Source organism: Kribbella sp. NPDC051587 (assembly GCF_044453945.1).
In the GTDB taxonomy this organism is placed as follows: domain Bacteria; phylum Actinomycetota; class Actinomycetes; order Propionibacteriales; family Kribbellaceae; genus Kribbella.
On sequence record NZ_JBITDE010000008.1, the window covers coordinates 20,697 to 41,041 of the forward strand.

16 protein-coding genes are annotated in these 20,345 nt (G+C 67.8%); 4 read left to right on the forward strand and 12 right to left on the reverse strand.

The window, feature by feature from the left end:
- Positions 1-56: 56 nt before the first annotated feature.
- Positions 57-1,007: a hypothetical protein gene (locus ACIA49_RS26480; RefSeq protein WP_396380025.1), complete on the forward strand. Its 951-nt coding sequence runs from the start codon at positions 57-59 to the stop codon at positions 1,005-1,007.
- Here the strand turns inward: ACIA49_RS26480 and ligD are convergent.
- From ligD to secD, 4 genes are all read right to left on the reverse strand, one after another.
- The gene (ligD, locus tag ACIA49_RS26485) at positions 993-1,970 is read right to left on the reverse strand and encodes a non-homologous end-joining DNA ligase (RefSeq protein ID WP_396380026.1); all 978 of its coding nucleotides are present in this window, start codon (positions 1,968-1,970) and stop codon (positions 993-995) included. The genes ACIA49_RS26480 and ligD overlap by 15 nt on opposite strands.
- Positions 1,967-3,964, reverse strand: a complete 1,998-nt coding sequence (locus ACIA49_RS26490) for an ATP-dependent DNA helicase (RefSeq protein ID WP_396380027.1) — start codon at positions 3,962-3,964, stop codon at positions 1,967-1,969. Before ACIA49_RS26490 ends, ligD begins: the two co-directional genes overlap by 4 nt.
- A 557-nt stretch (positions 3,965-4,521) precedes the next feature.
- Positions 4,522-5,304: an EamA family transporter gene (locus ACIA49_RS26495; protein WP_396380028.1), complete on the reverse strand. Its 783-nt coding sequence runs from the start codon at positions 5,302-5,304 to the stop codon at positions 4,522-4,524.
- Between the two features lie 46 nt (positions 5,305-5,350).
- Positions 5,351-7,648, reverse strand: coding sequence for a protein translocase subunit SecD (gene secD / locus ACIA49_RS26500; protein WP_396380029.1), 2,298 nt, complete (start codon positions 7,646-7,648; stop codon positions 5,351-5,353).
- A 341-nt stretch (positions 7,649-7,989) separates the two neighbouring features.
- Between secD and ACIA49_RS26505 the strand changes: the two genes are divergently transcribed.
- Positions 7,990-9,165: a S8 family peptidase gene (locus tag ACIA49_RS26505; protein ID WP_396380030.1), complete on the forward strand. Its 1,176-nt coding sequence runs from the start codon at positions 7,990-7,992 to the stop codon at positions 9,163-9,165.
- A 24-nt stretch (positions 9,166-9,189) separates the two neighbouring features.
- Here ACIA49_RS26505 and ACIA49_RS26510 read toward each other — a convergent pair whose 3' ends face one another.
- Positions 9,190-9,825, reverse strand: coding sequence for a response regulator (locus ACIA49_RS26510; RefSeq protein WP_391546362.1), 636 nt, complete (start codon positions 9,823-9,825; stop codon positions 9,190-9,192).
- Positions 9,822-10,946, reverse strand: a complete 1,125-nt coding sequence (macS, locus tag ACIA49_RS26515; RefSeq protein ID WP_396380031.1) for a MacS family sensor histidine kinase — start codon at positions 10,944-10,946, stop codon at positions 9,822-9,824. Before macS ends, ACIA49_RS26510 begins: the two co-directional genes overlap by 4 nt.
- A gap of 226 nt (positions 10,947-11,172) precedes the next feature.
- Here macS and ACIA49_RS26520 point away from each other — a divergent pair, with 226 nt between their 5' ends.
- Positions 11,173-13,545 carry an immune inhibitor A domain-containing protein gene (locus ACIA49_RS26520; RefSeq protein WP_396380032.1) on the forward strand — a complete coding sequence of 791 codons (2,373 nt, stop codon included), beginning with the start codon at positions 11,173-11,175 and terminating at the stop codon, positions 13,543-13,545.
- A 60-nt stretch (positions 13,546-13,605) separates the two neighbouring features.
- Here the strand turns inward: ACIA49_RS26520 and hflX are convergent, their stop codons facing one another.
- Both hflX and dapF read right to left on the reverse strand, forming a co-directional pair.
- Complete coding sequence (hflX, locus tag ACIA49_RS26525) at positions 13,606-15,099, reverse strand: GTPase HflX (RefSeq protein WP_396380033.1); 1,494 nt, start codon at positions 15,097-15,099, stop codon at positions 13,606-13,608.
- A 60-nt stretch (positions 15,100-15,159) separates the two neighbouring features.
- A complete protein-coding gene (gene dapF / locus ACIA49_RS26530; RefSeq protein ID WP_396380034.1) occupies positions 15,160-16,023 on the reverse strand; it encodes a diaminopimelate epimerase in 864 nt (287 codons plus the stop codon).
- 24 nt (positions 16,024-16,047) lie between these two features.
- Here dapF and ACIA49_RS26535 point away from each other — a divergent pair, with 24 nt between their 5' ends.
- Positions 16,048-16,314, forward strand: coding sequence for a hypothetical protein (locus tag ACIA49_RS26535; protein ID WP_396380035.1), 267 nt, complete (start codon positions 16,048-16,050; stop codon positions 16,312-16,314).
- On the opposite strand, the gene ACIA49_RS26540 is transcribed toward ACIA49_RS26535, so the two are convergent.
- The 4 genes from ACIA49_RS26540 to ACIA49_RS26555 are packed head-to-tail and all read right to left on the reverse strand — an operon-like array spanning position 16,301 to position 20,276.
- The gene (locus ACIA49_RS26540; RefSeq protein WP_396380036.1) at positions 16,301-17,851 is read right to left on the reverse strand and encodes an amidohydrolase family protein; all 1,551 of its coding nucleotides are present in this window, start codon (positions 17,849-17,851) and stop codon (positions 16,301-16,303) included. The two genes, ACIA49_RS26535 and ACIA49_RS26540, sit on opposite strands and share 14 nt — an antisense overlap.
- Positions 17,848-18,957: an o-succinylbenzoate synthase gene (menC, locus tag ACIA49_RS26545; RefSeq protein ID WP_396380037.1), complete on the reverse strand. Its 1,110-nt coding sequence runs from the start codon at positions 18,955-18,957 to the stop codon at positions 17,848-17,850. The genes ACIA49_RS26540 and menC overlap by 4 nt, the downstream gene beginning before the upstream one ends.
- A 12-nt stretch (positions 18,958-18,969) precedes the next feature.
- Positions 18,970-19,611 carry a MurR/RpiR family transcriptional regulator gene (locus ACIA49_RS26550; RefSeq protein WP_396380038.1) on the reverse strand — a complete coding sequence of 214 codons (642 nt, stop codon included), beginning with the start codon at positions 19,609-19,611 and terminating at the stop codon, positions 18,970-18,972.
- Positions 19,608-20,276: a hypothetical protein gene (locus tag ACIA49_RS26555; protein WP_396380039.1), complete on the reverse strand. Its 669-nt coding sequence runs from the start codon at positions 20,274-20,276 to the stop codon at positions 19,608-19,610. Before ACIA49_RS26555 ends, ACIA49_RS26550 begins: the two co-directional genes overlap by 4 nt.
- Positions 20,277-20,345 lie beyond the last annotated feature (69 nt).

Here is a 20,345-nt window from a genome sequence, read left to right on the forward strand (position 1 = left end):
GGCAGTCAGGCCGTCACCGTTGACTAAACCGGTATAGTTCGACATCTTGACTGCCCATGAGGACAGTCATCAGGACAGCCTGCGTTGCCATCGCCGCCGCTGCCGTGGCGATGGCACCGATCGCCCCGGCCACCGCAACCGTCGCCACTGGCGCCCAGAACTGCGGAACTCCCATCACCTACGGCTACTACCGGCAGTGGCGCGACGTCGCCACCACGAAGCCCGAGGACCGGGAGCCGAACGTCCAGCGGCTGAGCGAGGTCCCGCCGGAGATCGACATCGTGTCGGTGTTCGCGACCAAGCCCGCCGACGACCCCGACTTCTGGGTCGCCCTTCGCGATACCTACCTGCCCGCGTTGCACGCCCAGGGCACGAAGGCGGTCTTCACACTCTGGATCGACGACTTCGCCAAGGCACCGGTCGCCGACACAGCGGCGGCGTACGACGCCTATGCGCAGCAGCTGTACGACGAGTACATCGTCAAATGGGGTGTCGCCGGCCTCGATGTCGACGTCGAGAGCACCCCAAGCGGCACTGCGCTGACTCGCGCGGCCGGCATCCTCAACGCGCTCGGCAAGCGGATCGGGCCCAAGGCGGGCTCCGGGAAGATCTTCATCTACGACACCAACCTGACCGGCAGCCACCCGGTCTTCACCCGCACCTCGGCGAGCTACAACTACGTGATGTTGCAGGCCTACGGCCGTGGTACGCAGACGCTCCAGTCAACCTGGCAGACCTTCTCGAGCCGGATCTCGTCATGCCAGTTCCTGCCCGGAGTCTCCTTCTACGAAGAGCGCGGCGCCCACTGGGATGACACGCTCGATCCCTTCGAGACCAGCCGGGCAGCGTCGTACGCGCGCTGGCAGCCGACAGGAGGCGAGAAGGGTGGCGTGTTCGCCTACGCGATCGACCGGGACGGCAAACAGCCTGGTGACGACACCATCTCGACGACTGACTACAGCTGGATGAAACGGCTCGACGCGCTGGCCAGATCAGTCGACCACTAGGACGTTGCCGGGGTCGATGTCGAGGCGCAGCCCGCGCCAGACCGGATGCCGGAGGCGTCCATCGGCGGCCCAGCCGGAGAAGGTGACCTCGGCGACGAGCACCGGGTCCAGCCAGTGCGCCCGGCGGCGGTCGGTACCCGGGATGGTCGCAGGGTCGAAGGCTGGTCGGTCGATCTCCAGACCGGCCAGCTCGGTCCCCAGCATGTCGAGGGTTGCGAAGTCGAGGCCCGAACCCACCTTGCCGATCAGCAACAGCTCGCCGTCGGGTTCGTCGTACGCGGCGATGTAGAACGAACCGATCTTGCCTGCCCGGTTCCCCTCCCCCGGATGCCAGCCACAGAGGATGACATCGCGCGTCAGCACCGGCTTGACCTTGATCCAGTCGGCACTGCGCCGGCCGGGCAGGTAGCGGGATCGACGGCGTTTCGCCACCACCCCTTCGAGTCCGGTCGTCATCGCCAGCTCGAGCGCTTCCGCACCATCGTCGAAGGCGGCCGGCGTCTCGTAGAACGGGTCACCGAGCTCCAGCGATTCGAGCAGACCGCGGCGATCGTCGTACGTTGCCTCAAGCAACCACTTGCCGTCGAAGCGCAGGACGTCGAACAACCGGACCGACACCGGAACCTCGGTGATCAGATGCCGCAGCTGCCGTGGATCCCGCACGTGCATCCGCCGTTGCAGCAGCCCGAACGACGGCGCACCGTGCTCGTCGAGAGTGACGATCTCCCCATCCAGTACGGCGGGCAGCCGCAGCCCGGGTGATTCCGCCAGACCGATCAGCTCGGGGTAACCGCCGGAGACGTCGCGACTGTTGCGGGACCACAGCCGGCAGACGCCCTCGTCGACCTCGACGACGACCCGGATGCCGTCCCACTTCAGCTCGTAGGACCAGTCGGATCCGGACGGCATCTCCCCCAGGGCGGCCATCATCGGCAGCACCGGCGGACCGCCCGACGGGCTCATGTCGTCTGGAGTCTCTTCAAGGCGCCGAGCACCTTCTCACGATCCGCCGTCGGCCACATCGGAGGCAAGGAGGCGCGCAGGAAACCGCCGTACCGCTGGGTGACGATGCGGGGGTCGAGGATCGCGACCACACCGCGGTCAGTGCTGCGGCGGATCAGCCGGCCGGTGCCCTGCGCGAGCAGGAGCGCGGCATGGGTTGCAGCGACGGCCATGAACCCGTTGCCACCGGCTTCGTCGACTGCGCGCTGGCGAGCCGCCATCAGCGGCTCGTCGGGGCGCGGGAACGGGACGCGGTCGATGATGACCAGGTTGCAGGTCGAGCCCGGTACGTCGATGCCCTGCCAGAGCGAGAGTGTCCCGAACAGGGACGTCTCCGGGTTGTCGACGAACTCGCGGGCCAGCTCGCCCAGCTGCGCATCGCCCTGGCAGAGGATGGTCAGGTCGGTCGCCTCGCGGACCGCGGCCGTCGCGGCCTCGGCGGCCCGGCGCGACGAGAACAGGCCGAGCGTGCGACCGCCTGCCGCGGTGATCAGGTCGATGATCTCGTCGAACTGTTTCGGCCCGAGACCGTCGCGATGCGGCGGCGGGAGGTGCTTGGCGACGTACAGAATGCCTTGTTTCTCGTACTCGAAGGGAGAACCGACGTCGAGCCCGCGCCACGGCAGCGGCCCGGTCTCGTTGCTGTCGTCGAGCTCGGGCATCTCGTCGTCGTCGCTGAGTTTGTCGGCCGGTCGCAGGCCGACCTGGCGCGCGATCGAGTCGAAGTCACCGCCGATCGTCAGGGTCGCGGAGGTGAGGATCGCGGTCCGGTCCTTGAGGACGAGCTCGCGCAGCAGGCCCGCGACGGTGAGCGGCGCGATGCGGAGCTCGCGGCCGAAGCGCTCCCGGTCGACCATCCAGACGACGTCCAGGTCGTTGAGCGCGGCGACGCGTTCGGCGACGTCGAACATCTCCTTGACCGCACCCTTGGCCTGCCGTTTGGCCCCGTCCGGGTCGTCGTCCTTGTCGTCGGACTTCTTGTTCAGGTCGGAGTACAGCCCGCGGGCCGCGTCGCGGACCAGGCCGGCCGCTTCGAGGACTGGCGTGTTGGACGGCTCGATCCGGCCCTCGCGAGTGCCCTCGAGCGCCGCGCGCAGCGCGTCGGAGGCGTCGATCAGGTCGTCGGCCTTGTCGTCGTCGACGAACCGCCGCGCCCGTTTGGCGGTGCGCTCGACCATCTGCGGCGAGAGCTCGTCACCGGCTGCTCCCGTGACGCGAGCGGGGAGCTCATGGGCCTCGTCGACGATGACGACGTCGTGCTCGGGCAGGACGATCCGGTTCTCGAAGGCGTCGATCGACAGCAGCGCGTGGTTGGTGATGACGATGTCGGCCTTGCGGGCCTGCTCCTTCGCCTTCTCCGCGAAGCACTCGTCGCCGTACGGGCATTTCTGCGCACCGAGGCACTCGCGGGCGGCGATCGCCACCTGCTGCCAGGCCTGGTACTGATGCGAGGGCGCGTGATCGCGGTCACCGGCCTCACCATCGAGCAACTGCTGCTCGGCCCAGTCCCGCAACTCCAGCACCTGCTGCCCGATCACGCCCGCCGGCGGGACGTCGATCAGCATGCCGTCCTCGTCCGGCGCACCCTCGCGGATCCGATGCAGGCACGCGTAGTTGTTGCGACCCTTCTGAATCGCGTACGACGGTCTGCGCGGCAGCAGCTTCTCGGTCGCGTCAAGCAGTGCGGGGACATCGCGGTCCACCAGCTGCGACTGCAGTGCGAGAGTCGCGGTGGAGACGACCACGCGCCGGTCCTCGATCGCGTGCAGCAGCGCGGGCACCAGGTAACCAAGCGACTTGCCGGTGCCGGTGCCGGCTTGGACGAGCAGGTGCGAGCCGTCATGCATGGAGGTGTTGACGGCCTCGGCCATCTCCACCTGACCAGGTCTGGTCGTCCCGGCGATCCCGGACACAGCGGCTTCGAGCAATTCGCGTACGTCTACACCCACCGCCACACCCTAGCCCGCCCCACGGACAGAATCCGCCTCGCCGATCCCCCCTGTGGATAACCACCGCAAGGCCCTGGGCGGAGGGGTGTGGACCCGTCACCTTGAGCACCGGCCAACCGCGCGAACCCCCTCGAATCGGTTGACCCGTGCTCAAGGTCGGGGTGCAAGTCCATCTTGGGCACCGCTCAACCACTCTCTGGCCGGACAAATGGTTGACCCGTGCCCAACGTCGTACCGCGGAGATGGTGTTCACCAGACCCGGTGCAGCTGATGGGTGAACCCATCAGGTGGTGGGTTCTGGACTCTCATGCGGGTGCAAAACCCGCAAGCTCATGGGTCGACCCAGCAGATGCCGGGAGACGAGAAGGTGGTGGGGGCCGGCCCGGGAGGCGAGGGGTTGTGGCGCGATGGGTGAGGCCCAAGGCATAGGTACGGGCGGCGTTCGGCGCCCGCATGGCCGAGGAGGGTTGGGGTCTGGACTCGGTAGCCGAGTTCAGCCAGGGGTGGGGTGAGGCGTTCGTGATGCGGCGTGCAGGAGGACGAGGTCTCTCATGGGAATCCCTTCAGATGCTCACGAGTACGACGCCCGCCACGACCGCGCCTAGTCCGGCCAGGCGGGTGCAGGTGACGCGTTCGTGGAGGACGACGAAGCCGAGGAGTGCGCCGATGACGACGTTCAGGGTGCGGCCGACGGCGACCGTGCTGACCGAGGCGTAAGACAGGGCGAGCAGGACCGGGCCGTAGCTGGCCGGGGTGAGGATCGCGATCGGGATCGCTCGCCGCCACTCCCCCAGCGCTGCGCGGTGACCGCGGACCAGCAGTGAGAGCACAACGACCTGGGCAAGGTTGCCGACAGCCAGATAGCTGAGCAGGTCGGCGTGGAGCGTGGTGATCGCGTAGGCGTCCCACAGCGTGTACGCCGCCGTACAGGTCGCGACGAGTAGTCCGAGCGCGATGCCACGGGTGTGCGGTTGGACGCGGTCCATCAACAGAATCCCGGCGAACACGAGAGCCGCGCCCGCGTACACGTGCCAAGACGGAGCGAGGGCTACGAGCGTGACGAGGACGGGTGCCGAGCCGCGACTGACCGGATAGACGGTGGCGAAGTCGGCTGCGGCGTACGCCTTCTGGAGCGTGACGGCGTACAGGGTGTGCAGGGCCATGCTGACGAGCGCGGGCCACCAGGTGATGGAGGACGCGCGCAGGAGCAGGACGACGGAGAGCGGAAGCGTGACGAGCCCGCAGAGCCAGACGAAGGCAGGGCCCTTGGTGCTGACGGACTTCATCAGCAGGTTCCACGTCGCGTGGCAGCACGCGGAGGCCGTCAGCAGGGCAAGAGCGATCACGTAGACAGTGTCTACACCCTCGGCGTAGACACTGTCTATTCAGTGATCAGACGACAGCGCCTCGGTCCGGGGCGGCGTCGCGGTCGACCTGAGCGCGCCTCGGGCGCGGCGGCGGCGCGGGGTAGCGCCGTTCGAGCTCGAGCAGCAGCGGCGCAGCGGTCAGGTTGGACGAGTAGGTGCCGACCAGGATGCCGAGCAGCAGCGCCAGCGAGAAGTCGCCCAGCGAGTCACCACCCAGCACCAGCAGCGCGGACAGGATGAACAGCGTCGAGATCCCGGTGTTGATCGTTCGCGGCAGCACGTTGACGATCGCGGTGTCGATCACGGGTCCGAGGTTGTCGGTGGCTCGGGAGCTGCGGGTCTCCCGGATCCGGTCGAAGACGACGACCGAGTCGTTCACCGTGTAGCCGATGATCGTGAGGATCGCGGCCAGGAAGATGCCGTCGATCGGCTTGCCGGTCCAGGCGAAGACTCCGACCACGACGGCGACGTTCTGGAGCAGCGCAAGCACCGCGCCCGCGCCGAAGGTCCAGCGGAACCGTGCGGCCAGATAAGCCAGCTGCGCCAGCAGGGCGATCCCAAGCGCGATCAGGCCCTTGTTGCGCAGCTCCTGGCCGAGCGACGGACCGATGCTCTCGTTGCGCACAACCTCCGCGCCACCACCCATCCGCCCGATGGATTCGCGGATCTTCTCCGCCTCGTCGTTGGAGATCGTCCCCGTCCGCACGGTGATGTCATCAACCCCGGACGCCTGCACGATGGCCGTCGGATACCCGGCCTCGCTCACCGCCGCGCGCGCCTGGTCCGGCGTGATCCGCTGCGCCGTACTCACCTCGAGCAGCCGGCCGCCGGTGAACTCGATCCCGAGATTGAGACCCCGTACGACGACGCCCGCGACGCCGACCGCGATCACGACCGCGCTGATCAGCAACCATCGCCGGCTGTGGCTCATCAACGCAGGACGCTTGTCCTCCAGCCAGATGCGTACTCGGCCGTGCCCCGCGATGCCGCTCAGGCCGGGGCGCTTCAGGACGAACTTGCGCGACACGAAGAACTCGGCCAGCACCCGGGTGACCACCAATGCGGACAGCAGCGAGGCCAGCACACCGATGCTCAGCGTGACGCCGAATCCGCGCACAGGACCGGCCGCCAGGAAGAACAGCAGACCGGCCGCGAGCAGCGTGGTGATGTTGGAGTCCGCGATCGCGGAGAACGCGTTCTGGAAGCCGCTGCGCAGTGATCGGCGCAGGCCGTCGGTCCGCCCGCTGATGTGGTCTTCCCGGGCTCTCTCGAAGACCAGGACATTGGCGTCGACCGCCATCCCGATGGCGAGCACGAAACCGGCCAGGCCCGGCAGGGTCAGGGTGGCGCCGAGCGCCGTGAGGGCGGCGTACGACATCCCGGCGTACCCGATGAGGCCGAGCACGGCCATCAGACCGACCAGCCGGTAGACGAAGATGATGAAGATCGCGGTCAGCGCCAGTCCGATGATCGCCGCGGTCGCGCTCGCCTCGATGGCGTCGGCGCCGAGCGACGGGCCGACCGAGCGCTGGTCGATGATCTCGACCGGGACCGGCAGCGAGCCGCCCTCGATCAGCGCGGCGAGGTCCTTCGCCTCCTGCTCGGTGAAGGTGCCGCTGATCGTGCTGGTGCCGCCGGCGATGCCGGTGTTGCAGAGCTGGTTGCCGCCGTTCGGGTCCACCTGCGGAGCGCTGATCACCTCGTTGTCGAGGACGATCGCGATCTGCCGCTTCGGGGTGTTCACCGGCTCGCAGGCGGCCTTGCCGGTGATGTTCGCCCAGATCTTGCCGCCGTCGCCCTGGAACTTCATCTGGACGAACCAGCCCTGGCCCGGCTGCTGCGGGTCGATCATTCCGTCGGCGCCGCTGACGAGCTCGCCGGTCATCGCCGGCTGCGAAAGCTGAAGCACGCCTCCCGTGTCACTGGGCAGCCAGATCTCACCCTTGGCCGTCTTGGCCGGCTTCTCGGCGACCTGGTTCAGCACCTCGTGGAAGGTCAGCTGAGCGGTCTTGCCGACCACCTTCGCGGCTTCGCGCGGATCCTGGACACCAGGGAGCTCGACGATGATCCGGTTCTCGCCCTGGCGGGTCACGTTCGGCTCGGCGACACCCAGGGCGTCGACGCGCCGGTGCAGCACCTGCGTCACCTTGTCGGTGATGTCGCTGGTGACGTTGACCCCCGGCGCATCCTTCGCCTCCAGCACAATCTGCGTACCGCCGCGCAGATCGAGGCCCAACTCGGGCTTCGCAGTCAGTACGACGTACGTCGAGGCGGCCAGGACGAAGAACGCCAGGAGCGCGCGGATGAGCGACGACCGGTTCACTACAGCCTCCGGGGATGGGCACCCGTAGTACGGGTGTCGTGACGCAGAGCAGTCACGGCAAGCGTGGAACGCACAGTGTACGAACCCGATTCAAGCGGTCGTCGAACACATTCACAAGCGATCGGGTCGCGGCTAGGAGGCCGATTTCACGCTCAGCGGGGGTGAACAAACGAACACCCCACGGCAGCGCAGTGCCATGACATCAGTGCGCATCGGAATTGATTGACGCGTCAGGTGAGCCCGACCTAACTTCATCCTCCACCCCGTTCCGTAGCTGTCCACGGACCGTGGGTGATCACCCCTCCGCCCCGGTGGGTGATGAGTTCCTTGAGGAGGAACCCGTGCGTCGTACCGTCTCGCTGATTCTCGCCGTGGGCCTGGCCCCGGCTCTCGCGCTCGCCACCGCCGGTGCCGCCGGCGCAACCGCTCCCGGCCCGGACCGGATCATCGTCCAGGTCGCCAAGGCCGAGCCCGGCGTCTCTGTCATCAAGGACACCTACATCGTCGAACTGAAGAAGGGCCTGAAGCTCAAGAGCAGCCTGGGCATCACCCCGCAGAAGCAGTTCAGCACCGCGGTCAACGGCTTCAGCGCGAAGCTCACCGCCGCCCAGCTGAGCGCCCTGCAGAAGAGCCCGGACGTGATCGCGATCTCGCAGGACGTGCGGATCGAGAACGCCCTCGACGCGACCCAGACCAACCCGCCGTCGTGGGGCATTGACCGGATCGACCAGCGCAACCTGCCGCTGTCGAACTCCTACACCTACACGCGCACCGGCCAGGGTGTGAACGCCTACATCATCGACACCGGCATCACGCCGTCGCACCCGGACTTCGGCGGCCGCGCCACCTTCGACTTCAACGGCATCGACACCAACAACACCGACTGCATGGGCCACGGCACCCATGTCGCCGGGACGATCGGATCCGCGACGTACGGCGTGGCCAAGGGCGCCCGGCTGCACGGCGTGAAGTGGCTGGACTGCAACGGCGGCGGTACGGCGTCCTCCGCGATCGCGGCCGTGGACTGGGTGACCCGGAACGCGGTCAAGCCCGCCGTGGCCAACGCTTCGTGGAACTTCGACGCGAACACCACGCTGGAGACGTCGCTGCGCGCCATGATCAACTCCGGTGTCTTCCTGGCCGCTTCGGCCGGCAACACCGGCGGCGACTCCTGTGCGCGGCTGCCGCGCAAGATCGAGACCGCACTCGTCGTCGCGGCCTCGGAGAAGAACGACGCGCGGGCGTCGTACTCGAGCACTGGTGCATGTGTTGACGTGTACGCGCCGGGCTCGGCGATCATCTCCACGCTGCGCACGGGCGGCAGTGGTGCGATGAGCGGCACCTCGATGGCGACGCCGCACGTGGCAGGTGTCGCGGCGCTCTACCTGCAGACCAACACGACGGCCACGCCGGCGGCGGTCAAGTCCTACATCGAGACCAACGCGACGCCGAACGTCGTCAGCGGTGGCAGCACCGGCGGCACGGTCAACCGCCTGCTCTTCACGAACGGCCTGTAAAACAAGGGCAGACGCCCCCGGGGACTACTCGGGGGCGTCGATCCCATGCTCGATCGCGTAGCGGACCAGCTCAGCGCGGTTGTGCAACTGCAGCTTCCGCAGGGTGTTCTGCACGTGGTTCTCCACGGTGCGGTGTGACAGCACCAGCCGGGTGGCAATCTGGCGAGCAGTCAGCCCCCGTGCAACCAGCCGGAGCACTTCGGTCTCCCGCTCGGTCAGATGCGGTACTTCGGGACCAGCTCCGAGCCGCCGGTACTCCCCCAGCAGCAGTCCGGCCAGTCCAGCACTGAAGACCGCGTCCCCGTCGGCAGTACGCCGTACTGCGTCGTCGAACTCGTCCAGGGACGCCGACTTCACCAGATAGCCCGACGCACCGTTCTTCACAGCAGCCAGTACGTCGTTCTGTTCCGCGCTGGCCGACAGGACGAGCACCCGGGTGTCGGGGAGCGCCGCGGTGATCTCGCGGGTCGCATCGACCCCGGAACCGTCGCCCAGCTGCAGGTCCATCACCACGACATCCGGTCGCGTGGCCAGGGCGATCTTCACCGCACTCCCGACATCCTGCGCGGTCGCACAGACGTCGTACCCACGACTGCCCAGGTCTCGGGCCACCCCTTCGCGCCACATCGGGTGGTCGTCGACGATCATCACTCTGGTCATGGTCGGTTTACCTTCAACTCCCACTCGGTTCCTTCGCCTGGTGCGGTGCGGACGGTGGCGGTACCGCCCAAGTCGGTGATCCGGCCGCGGATCGACTGGCTGACACCGAGGTGGCCGTCGGTCCGGGCCCGCTCCAGCAGGGCGGGCGTCGTACCGATGCCATCGTCGCGGATCGACACCAGTACGGCGTCGTCGAGGTCCTCGACCACGACCCACGTCCGCGCCTCGGCACCTGCATGCTTGTGCACGTTGCTGAGCGCCTCCTTGACTGCGGCAACCAGTTCGTCGGCAGCCGTGGGTGGAAGGAGGACTGGTACGGCCGGCACCACCACGTCGATCTTGGTGGTGGCCAACGGCAACAACTGGGCGCACAGGTCGATCCGGCCGCCTCCGACGGCGGCCGGGCGGCTGGACATCAGCGTCCGTAGAGCGACCTCCTGCTCAGCGGCCAGCTCAGCCAGCTCAACGGCCTCACCACCGATGGCGTGACCGCGGCGCTGCACCTGTGCGAGCACCTGCAGGACACCGTCATGGATCGACCGGCTCAACCGCAGTCGCTCAGCGGTCGCGCTCTCTGCCGCGATCGCCTCCCGGAGCCGCTCACCAGCACGCCGCAGGGTGGAGGCGGCGTACCCGACGACCAGTCCGGCGACCAGCAACAGCTGCACGTTGCCGAGTACCTTGCCCAGCTGATCGACGCCACGCAGCGACAGCAGCGCCATACTGACCGTCACTGCGCCCAGCAGCCCGCCGTCACGACCACGCGAGATCGCCAGCGCCAGCACCGGCCCGGCGACCCAGATCGAGGTCAGAACCGACGCACCGCCGCGGATGTGGATCAGCGGCTGTGCGAGCAGCGTGGCGTACATGCAACCGACAGTGATGATCAGGTCGGCGAAAGCGAGCCGGGTGTTGCGGCGGCCCCAGCGCCGGCTGTAGCCGATCGACGAGACGACCGTCCACACCCCCATGACGACCAGCTGCAGGACGGCGCCGTACGGGTGGACGATCGCGTCCCAGCGGGTCCAGACGCCGAAACAGGCGAAGCCGAAGGTGATCAGCCGGAACACGACCAGGGCACGCCACAAGGGCTGCAGGAGGTCGACCGGATCGCGTTCCACCGGCACAGTCTGTCAACGACCCGGCCCGCCGCAGGGGAGGCGTCGTACTCGGTCGGCTGAGTAAGACCACTCATGGTGCAGGTTTCCCCGCTGCTTTCCCGGTTTTTTCCGCCATCCGCTTCCGAAGCCGCCGGATTTCCCCGTACTCTCGCGCAAAACACGCTCGGGGGAGCTTTGAATACGCCGCGTCACCACCGCGGTGGTCAACAATGCATGGAGGGGAATCGTGCGCAAGCTACCCGCTGGGCTGTTCAGCCTGGCCTTAGCGGCGACCGCCGGGCTCGGGTGGGCCCAGGCCGGAAACGCCGTCACACTGCCCACTAGCGCGACCACGCCGACCGCCAGCGAGTCCGCGCCGGCACCGGACGAGCTGCCCAACCCGCTCGAGGACAAGCGCCGTGAGCTCCGCCAGGAGGCGCTCACCGACGTCCTGGCCGGCAAGGCCAAGCCTGAGGTCCGCAACGGCAGCACCGTCGTCAAGGTCGGTACCAAGGCCGCCGGGTCCAAGGGACTCAAGGCCGGCAAGACCGGCAAGGTCGACCAGTACGTCGAGCTGGCGCGGGAGAAGAGCGACAAGATCTTCGTCGTGCTCGCCGAGTTCGGCAACGAGCGGCACCCGAGCTACCCCGACCAGGACACCGCGCCGGCCATCCAGGGCCCCGCGACCTTCGAGGGACCGCTGCGCAACCAGATCCCCCAGCCCGACCGCTCGGTGGACAACAGCACCGTCTGGCAGGCCGACTACAGCCAGAAGCACTTCCAGGACCTGTACTTCGGCAAGGGCAACTCGGTCAAGAAGTACTACGAGAAGCAGTCGTCCGGCCGGTACAGCGTCGACGGCACCGTCACCGACTGGGTGAAGGTCAAGTACAACGAGGCCCGCTACGGCCGGTCCAACGGCACTCCGTGCGCCGGCAACGTCTGCAACAACACCTGGGCGCTGGTCCAGGACGCGGTGAACCAGTGGGTCGTCGACCAGAAGGCCAAGGGCCGCACGGCTGCCCAGATCACGGCCGATCTGAAGTCGTTCGACCAGTGGGACCGCTACGACTTCGACGGTGACGGCAACTTCAACGAGCCCGACGGCTACATCGACCACTTCCAGATCGTGCACGCCGGTGGCGACCAGGCCGACGGCGACCCGCAGCAGGGTGAGGACGCCATCTGGTCGCACCGCTGGTCGGTGCAGTACCCGGGTGGCCCCGCGACCAACCCGCGTGGTGGTGCCCAGATCGGTGACACCGGCCTGTGGGTCGGCGACTACACGATCCAGCCGGAGAACGGCGGCATCAGCGTCTTCGCGCACGAGTACGGCCACGACCTCGGTCTGCCGGACCACTACGACACCTCCGGCGCACCGGTCGAGAACAGCGTCAACTGGTGGACGATCATGGCGCAGAGCCGCGTCAGCAAGGCCACCGACGGTGGTCTGGGCGAGCAGGCCGCCGACATGGGCGCCTGGGACAAGCTGCAGCTGGGCTGGCTGGACTACGAGATCGTGGCGGCCGGTCAGAACCGCACCCTCGAGCTCGGACCGCACGAGTACAACTCCAAGAAGGCCCAGGGCCTCGTGGTGACCCTGCCGAAGAAGCAGGTGTCGCACGACCTGGTCGCTCCGGCGGCCGGCACCAAGTCGTGGTGGAGTGGTCAGGGCAACGCCTTCACGCACACCATGAACCGTCAGGTCACGCTGCCTGCCGGCGCCGCGGCGAGCCTCAACTTCCAGGCGAACTGGGACATCGAGGACTGCGGTCCGGACCCGTGTGACTACGCCTACGTCGAGGTGAACGACGGCACCGGCTACAAGCCGATCCCGGGCAACATCACCAAGGCGGCCGAGGGCAACGGCATCGACGGCACCAGCACCGGCTGGGTCCCGGCGACGTTCGACCTGTCCGCGTACGCCGGTAAGACGATCGGCCTGCAGTTCCGCTACACCACCGACCCGGCGGCCGGCGGCAAGGGCTTCTTCGCCGACGAGATCAAGGTGACCTCGGGAGCGACCGCGGTCGTCACCTCGGGCGCCGAGACCTCACCCGATGGCTGGACGCTCAACGGCTTCAGCGCGATCGGTGCGACGTACACGAGCCTGCACGACAACTACTACCTCGCGTCGCACATCAACTACGTCGACCAGGACCAGTACCTGAAGACCGGTCCGTACAACTTCGGCTTCGCGAACACGGCGCCGGACAAGGTCGAGCACTTCCCCTACCAGGACGGCCTGCTGGTCTGGTACTGGGACACCTCGCAGGAGGACAACAACACCAACGTGCACCCCGGTGAGGGTCTGGTGCTGCCGGTCGACAGCCACCCGGTCCCGATCAACCGTCTCGACGGCCAGCTCTGGCGGCCGCGGGTCGGCGGGTACGACGCTCCGTTCGGTACCGAGAAGGCGGACTCGCTGAGCCTGCACATCAACGGCCAGACCAGCTACATCCGCGGTCAGGACGGCGTACCGACCTTCAACGACTCCAAGGCGTACTGGTTCGCCGAGCAGCCGATGGCCGGCGTCAAGGTCCCGAACAACGGCGTCAACATCAAGGTGCTCTCCCGCACCGGCACGACGATCAAGGTCCAGGTCTCCAAGCGCAAGTAGTGACCTGACCTGACAAAGAACGACCCCCGCCTCGGCGGGGGTCGTTTTCTTGTGTCCTGCTTAGGCCGAAGCCACCTCGTACGGCGTGAGCTCGTCGGCCAGAGCGGGGTGGACCCGGGCGGTGACCCGGGTGCCGTCGCCTGTGTGCTCCAACTGCTCGACCGCGCCTTCGGAGTGGATGCGGGACACGAGGTCGCCGCGCTCGTAGGGCAGCAGCAGGTCGAGCGAGATGTGCGGTTGCGGGAGGGCGCCCTCGAGGTACGCGCGGAGCTTGTCGATGCCCTCGCCGGTGCGGGCCGAGACGACGATCGCGCGCGGCTCACGGGCCAGGATCGGCGCGAGAGCGAGTGCGTCGGCGGCGTCGGCCTTGTTGATCACGATGATCTCGGGAACGTCGAGGGCGTTGATCTCGCCCAGGACCTCACGGACCGCCTGGATCTGCGACAGCGGGTCAGGGTGCGAACCGTCGACCACGTGCAGCAGCAGGTCCGCGTCCGCGACCTCCTCCAGCGTGGAGCGGAAGGCCTCGACGATGTCGTGCGGCAGGTGCCGGACGAAACCAACCGTGTCGGTCAGCGTGTAGACGCGACCGTCGGACGTCGTGGTCCGGCGGGTGGTCGGGTCCAGGGTCGCGAACAGTGCGTCCTCGACCAGGACGCCGGCGCCCGTGATCCGGTTGAGCAGCGAGGACTTGCCCGCGTTGGTGTAGCCCGCGATCGCGACCGAGGGGACCAGGTTGCGGCGACGCTCCTGACGCATGGTCGAGCGGGTGCTCTTCATGTCCTTGAGCATCCGGCGCAGCTTGGAGATCTTGGTGTTGATCCGGCGCCGGTCGGTCTCGATCTTGGTTTCACCAGGACCACGGCCACCGATACCGCCACCGGCCGCACCGACCCGGCCACCGGCCTGGCGGGACAGGTTTCCACCCCAACCACGCAGGCGCTGCTTCATGTACTGCAGCTGCGCCAGCTCGACCTGGGCCTTGCCTTCCTTGCTCTTCGCGTGCTGCGCGAAGATGTCCAGGATCAGCGCGGTCCGGTCGACCACCTTGACCTTGAGCTTGTCCTCCAGGTTGCGCAGCTGCGCAGGAGCCAGCTCACCGTCGGCGATCACCGTGTCCGCGCCCGAGGCCGCGACCAGGTTGCGCAAGTCGGTCACCTTGCCGGAACCGATGAAGGTCGCCGGGTCGGGCTTCTTGCGGCGCTGGATGACACCGTCCAGCACCTCGGAGCCGGCCGTCTCGGCGAGCAGCTTCAGCTCGGCCAGCGAGTTCTCGGCGTCCTCGGCGCTGCCTTCGGTCCAGACGCCGACCAGCAGCACCCGCTCCAGCAGCAGCTTGCGGTACTCGACCTCGCTGATGTCGGTCAGCTCGGTCGACATGCCGACGACGCGGCGAAGCGCGTTGCGCTCCTCGAGCTCTAGGCCTTCGGTGTTGCCTTCGCGGTCGTCGTCGTAGTCGTCGTGACCCGTCAACGAAGCGCCGGAGTCATCGCCCTGAAGCAGGTCAATTTCGACGTCGGAGGTCTCTTCGTATGCGTTCGATTGGGTCGTCATATACCTTCCATGTTGGCACGGGCCACCAGTACAGGCGACCCGATTAACCACGTCAACGCCTCAGCGCGTGCCTGAATTCCCGTTCAGCCAGGCGCGGTCGAAGTCCCCGCGGGCGTGCAGGACGGCCGGACCGGTGAGCTCCAGGTGGTTGTCTGCCCGCCACGTCACGCTCACTTCACCACCCGGTACGCCGACGCGGTACGTGACCGGTAGCTCCTGGTTGGCCTTCAGAGCGGCCGCCACGGTCACAGCGCACGTTCCCGTGCCACAGGACCGGGTCTCCCCCGAACCACGCTCGTGGACGCGCATGTCCACGTCGTACGGACCACGCCGTACGACGAACTCCAGGTTGACGCCGTGCGGGAACGCCTCGGTCGGGGACCAGCTGGGCTGGTCGCACAGGTTGCCCGGCTCGGACAGGTCCTCGATGAACGCCACTGCGTGTGGATTGCCCATGTCGACGTGCAGAGCGGGCCACTGGTGGCCATTGGCGGTGACGACGATTCCGGCGGGGCCGGGCAGGGTGGGTTCGCCCATGTCGACGGTGAGGGTACCGTCGTCGTTCTGGACGACCTCTTTGACCCCTGCCCGCGTGCCGACGCGGACCGGCTTGTCGTCGATCAGTCCGGCGTCTGCGAGGTACCGCACGAACACGCGGACGCCGTTGCCGCACATCTCCGCGATCGAACCGTCGGCGTTGCGGTAGTCCATGAACCAGTCGCCGCCGTCCTCGACGTACGACTGGCTGGTGCCCTGGAGGACCCGCAGTACGCCGTCCGCGCCGAGGCCGGCGTGGCGGTCACACAGGAACTGCACCAGCTCCGCGTCCAGCTCCCCGTGGACCGTGCCATCGGGGTCAGGAAGGATCACAAAGTCGTTCTCCGTGCCATGGCCCTTCAGCCAGGGGAACGTGGTGCTCGTCATGCCTAGATCGTACGGTGTGGGGTTATGGAGCTGATCGCCTACTTCTGGGAGCAGGAGGACGCCTCGTCGGTGGCTGCGCAGCTGGACGGCGCCGTACGGCGGGGGCGGTTCCACGGCGAGGACGACGACGAGGACCACCCGTGGGTCGTCGTACTGCCTGCTGGTGTGAGCCGTCCTGAGCTGGATGCGTTGCTGGCCGAGTACGACGGGTGGCTGGAGACTGCGGACGACGAGCCGGCAGTGGCCCCGCCGCCGCTGCCCAGTGAGCCCAAGCGCTTCAAGACTCGGTGAGGACGCGGCCAGGCCGCGCGCCAGTCGGTACGCCGTTCGCCAGCACCGGCTCGCCTGCCACGAGTACGTGCACGACTCCGACCGATAGCTGCCAAGGATCCGCGTACGTCGACCTGTCTGCGATCTGATCCGGGTTGAACACGACGAGGTCGGCTACTGCACCGGGCGTGAGCACGCCGCGGTCGGTCAGACCGAGACGGGCGGCCGGAAGGCTCGTCATCCGACGGACTGCCTCGGGGAGCGTCAGCACCTGCTGCTCTCGGGTGTAGTGGCCGAGGACCCGCGGGAATGTGCCGAAGTTGCGTGGATGCGGGTGTCCGGGGCCAGTGGCGTCCAGAATCCAGCCGTCGCTCGCGATGCTGGTGCAAGGATGCCGCAGAACGGTCTCTACGTCCTCGGGGCTCATCGCGTGATTGACCACACCGACCGCGGCGTGGTGGTGCTCCAGCACTCGGCAGACGGCCTCTGCCGCATCCACGTTGTCTGCTTGGGCGATGTCGGCCAGCGAGTGGCCGCGAGCGTCGGAGTAGCGGCCTGGTGGGAGGGACGCGATGACTACCGCACTTGGATCGAACAGGCCGGAGGTGCGGAGCGCGTGGGCGATACGCTCGCGCTCTCCGGGGTCTTTGAGTCTCGCGAGGAGTGCTTGCGTACCGCCGTCGAGGGCCCAGATCGGCAGCCGGGTAGTGAGCGTCGTACTGGTGGCTGTGTACGGGTAGGCGTCCCAGGTGACGTCAACGCCGTCCGCGCGGGCCTGGTCGAGCTGGTCAAGGGCGGCAGCGACCAGGCCGTGGTTCGGTGCGCCAACCGCTTTGAGATGCGAGACCTCAAGGCGCGCTCCCCCTGCTCGTGCAGCAGTCACAGCCTCGTCCAGGGCCTGGAGGAGGTCTGCGCCCTCGTTGCGGATGTGCGTCGAGTACAGCAGGCCGCACTCCGCGGCTGTGGCGACCAGCACCGCCACTTCGGCCGGATCCGCGTACGCACCCGGCGCGTAGATGAGTCCGGTGGAGAAGCCGACCGTTCCCTGGTCTGCAGCCTCCCGGAGCAGGTCTTGCATGCGGCGGAGTTCTTCGGGTGACGGTGGGCGTTCGGCGCTGCCCATCGCTGCTATCCGGAGTGTGCAGTGGCCGACCTGCAATGCGACGTTGACGGCGGCGGTGACGCCTTCGGCGAAGCCTGCTCCGTCTCGCCAGGACCAGTCGTGTTGCGCACCCAGGAAGGCTGCGCCGGCGCGCAGTTCGTCGAGGTCGGTGATCGGGAACGGTGACCAGCCACAGTTGCCGGTGAGGAGGGTCGTGACGCCCTGGTGCAGTTGAGTCTCTGCAGACGGCGACGTACGGACGGTGAAGTCCGCGTGGGAGTGCAGGTCGATGAAGCCTGGCGCGACGATGCCGCCCTGCGCATCGATCAGCTCGGCGTCCACGGTCGCGCCGGGCGGCAGCAGGTCGACGATGCGCTCGCCGTCGATGAGCACAGAGAGCGCTTTCTCCTCGGCACCGGTACCGTCGAGGACGCGTCCGTTGACGATCAATCTCATGCGGAGAACTCGATCGAGGTCACCGCGTTCTGGGCGATGAAGGCTGTGTCGACGTCATGGCCCAGGCCTGGCGCGGTTGGCACCTGTACGACGCCCTGGGTCGCGACGACGGGTGGGGTGATGACGTCCTGGGCGTAGTACTTGGCGGAGGCCGAGACGTCGGACGGGAGTGAGAAGCCGGGCAGGCTGGAGAGCGCTACATTCGCCGCTCGGCCGATGCCGAACTCGTGCATGCCACCACACCAGACCGGGATGCCCGCTTCGTGCGCGCGGTCGTGGGCGGCGCGGGCCGGGGTGAGGCCGCCCATCCGGGAGACCTTGATGTTGAGAACGCGGATCGCTTGCACAAAGAGCGCTGTCTCGAGATCTTTCAAGGTCTCGACGCTCTCGTCCAGGCAGACCGGAGTGGCGATCTGCCGCTGCAGGTTCGCGTGGGCGAGCAGGTCGCGGGGCGCGAAGGGCTGCTCGATCATCGTCAGGCCGAACTCGTCGAGCGCCTTCAGGTGATCCGACTGCTCCGCGGTATAGATGCCGTTGGCATCGACATGGAGATCCAGGTCGGGGTGCGCGGAACGGACGGCGCGGACGGGCTCGACATCCCAGCCGGGGGCGATCTTCAGCTTCACGCGCGGGTATCCGGCGGCCAGGTGCCGCTCGACCTCCGCGAGCAGGGCGTCGATCGTCGGCTCGATGCCGAGGGAGACGCCGGCCACCACCTCGGTCCGGGTACCGCCTAGAGCTTCGGCGAGCGGGACGCCGTTGGTAGTTGCCCAGAGCACCCATCCGGCCGTGTCCAGGCCGGACTTGGCGAACTGGTTGCCGCGGACCTTTGCCCACAGTTGCGACAACTGCTCGGGGCGCTCCCACTCCTTGCCGAGGATCGCAGGCACGAGATAGCGCTCTCCGAGGTGCCAGCAGGATTCGACCGTCTCGGGTGCGTAGAACGGGTCCGACGGCGAGGCGACCTCGCCCCAGCCCACCGCGCCCGAGTCGTCGGTCAGCTCGACCAGGATGTGGTCGAGCATGCTCTTGCCGTGCGAGCTGGTCCGGAACTCGTGCACCAGCGGCAGCCGGACCCGGTGCAGCTTGGCCGCGACGATCTTCATGGACGGTTCCTCTCAGGAGATGTACAGGCCGAGCTCGGTGTTCAGGCGATCGCGCTCTCCCAGCCGGCGCCGGGCCCCCTTGGCGCTGGCCGTGGTCAGGGTCGCGAGCACGTGCAGGACGGAGACGATCACGGTCGGCGAATCGACGTACGACGCACTCCCGGTCGCGACGTAGATGCACTGGTCGGCGACCGCTGCCAGCGGCGCGTCCTCGAAGTCGGTGACGACGACAAGCTCGCCGCCGGCCGCCTTGAAGGCGTTGGCGATCTCGACGGTGTCGCGGCGATAGCGGCGCAGGGAGAACGCGACCATCAGGTCGTTCGCGCGGACGTCGGAGAGTACGTCGACCGCGCGGACGACAGTGCCGTCGACGAGCGTCACCTGGGACAAGCCGGCACTCAGGTCGAAGGCGAGCAGCGACGCGTAGGAGAACGATTTCGCCGACCCGACCACGAAGCGTCGGCGGGCGGCGACGATCCGGGCCGCCGCCTGCGCGACCGCGTCGTCGGCGAGGATCTTGTCGAGCGCCTCCTCGATCGAGGCCCGCTCCTGTTCGACCACGCGCCGCTGGAGCAGGGTCGACGACCGTCGCTGCAGACGTGCGTCGTACCGGTCTTGGGGGCTGGTGAGTTCGCGGTTCTGCTTCTCGTTCATTCAGCTGCTCCGAACACGTATGACGCGGTGTGGTCGTCGTCGCGGTGGATCCCGGTCGCGATCAGGCCCATGGCGAGCAGCTCGGCGAACTCCTCGCGGACCCGGGCGACCACATCATCGGTGACGGATGCGCGATCGGTCGGCACGGGGATCTCGGCGACGGGAGCGCGGCCGGAGGACGGCGCTCGAGTGAGGTCCCACTCGACGACCAATCGGTCGGTGCCGGGACCGTAGAGATCCGGGGTGTACCAACGGGCGCGGGCGCCGAGGACGTTCAGGTTGAAGTGGGCGTTGCGAACCTGGAAGGGGTCGTAGGTCCAGCGCATCCGGGTCATGCCGTTGGCGAGAGCGACGTCGCGCTGGGCGTACTTGAGCATCCGGCCGAGGCCGCGGCCCTGGAGGCCGGCAACGACGACGGCTGATTGGGAGTAGTGGTAGAGAGCGCTCTCCGACGTTCCCGGGAAGCCGTAGGCGAAGGCGACCAGGCGGTCGGTCGCGTCCAGGACGCCGACCACCGACCCGCCGTTCCGGGCGAGCGCGGCGAGCAGACGGGGGTTCACGCCGTGGTCCGGCTGCCGGTAGCCGAACACCTCGCGGTACAGCGCGGCAGCGGCGGCGTACTGCGCGGGGGTGCTCAGCGAGACCGCCCGGAAGTCATCGGACACCGCATGCTCCTCTCAAAGATACGGAACGGATCATGTCCGTCGCCTGAATAGAACTCCTTCCGAACGGAG

Bases quoted from the DNA above. Each gene is read 5' to 3' on its own strand.
- hflX (WP_396380033.1), bottom strand. From the start codon at position 15,099: ATGACGACCCAATCGAACGCATACGAAGAGACCTCCGACGTCGAAATT.
- dapF (WP_396380034.1), bottom strand. From the start codon at position 16,023: ATGACGAGCACCACGTTCCCCTGGCTGAAGGGCCATGGCACGGAGAAC.
- ACIA49_RS26510 (WP_391546362.1), bottom strand. From the start codon at position 9,825: ATGACCAGAGTGATGATCGTCGACGACCACCCGATGTGGCGCGAAGGG.
- ACIA49_RS26535 (WP_396380035.1), top strand. From the start codon at position 16,048: ATGGAGCTGATCGCCTACTTCTGGGAGCAGGAGGACGCCTCGTCGGTG.
- menC (WP_396380037.1), bottom strand. From the start codon at position 18,957: ATGAAGATCGTCGCGGCCAAGCTGCACCGGGTCCGGCTGCCGCTGGTG.
- ACIA49_RS26480 (WP_396380025.1), top strand. From the start codon at position 57: ATGAGGACAGTCATCAGGACAGCCTGCGTTGCCATCGCCGCCGCTGCC.
- ACIA49_RS26550 (WP_396380038.1), bottom strand. From the start codon at position 19,611: ATGAACGAGAAGCAGAACCGCGAACTCACCAGCCCCCAAGACCGGTAC.
- ACIA49_RS26540 (WP_396380036.1), bottom strand. From the start codon at position 17,851: ATGAGATTGATCGTCAACGGACGCGTCCTCGACGGTACCGGTGCCGAG.
- ligD (WP_396380026.1), bottom strand. From the start codon at position 1,970: ATGAGCCCGTCGGGCGGTCCGCCGGTGCTGCCGATGATGGCCGCCCTG.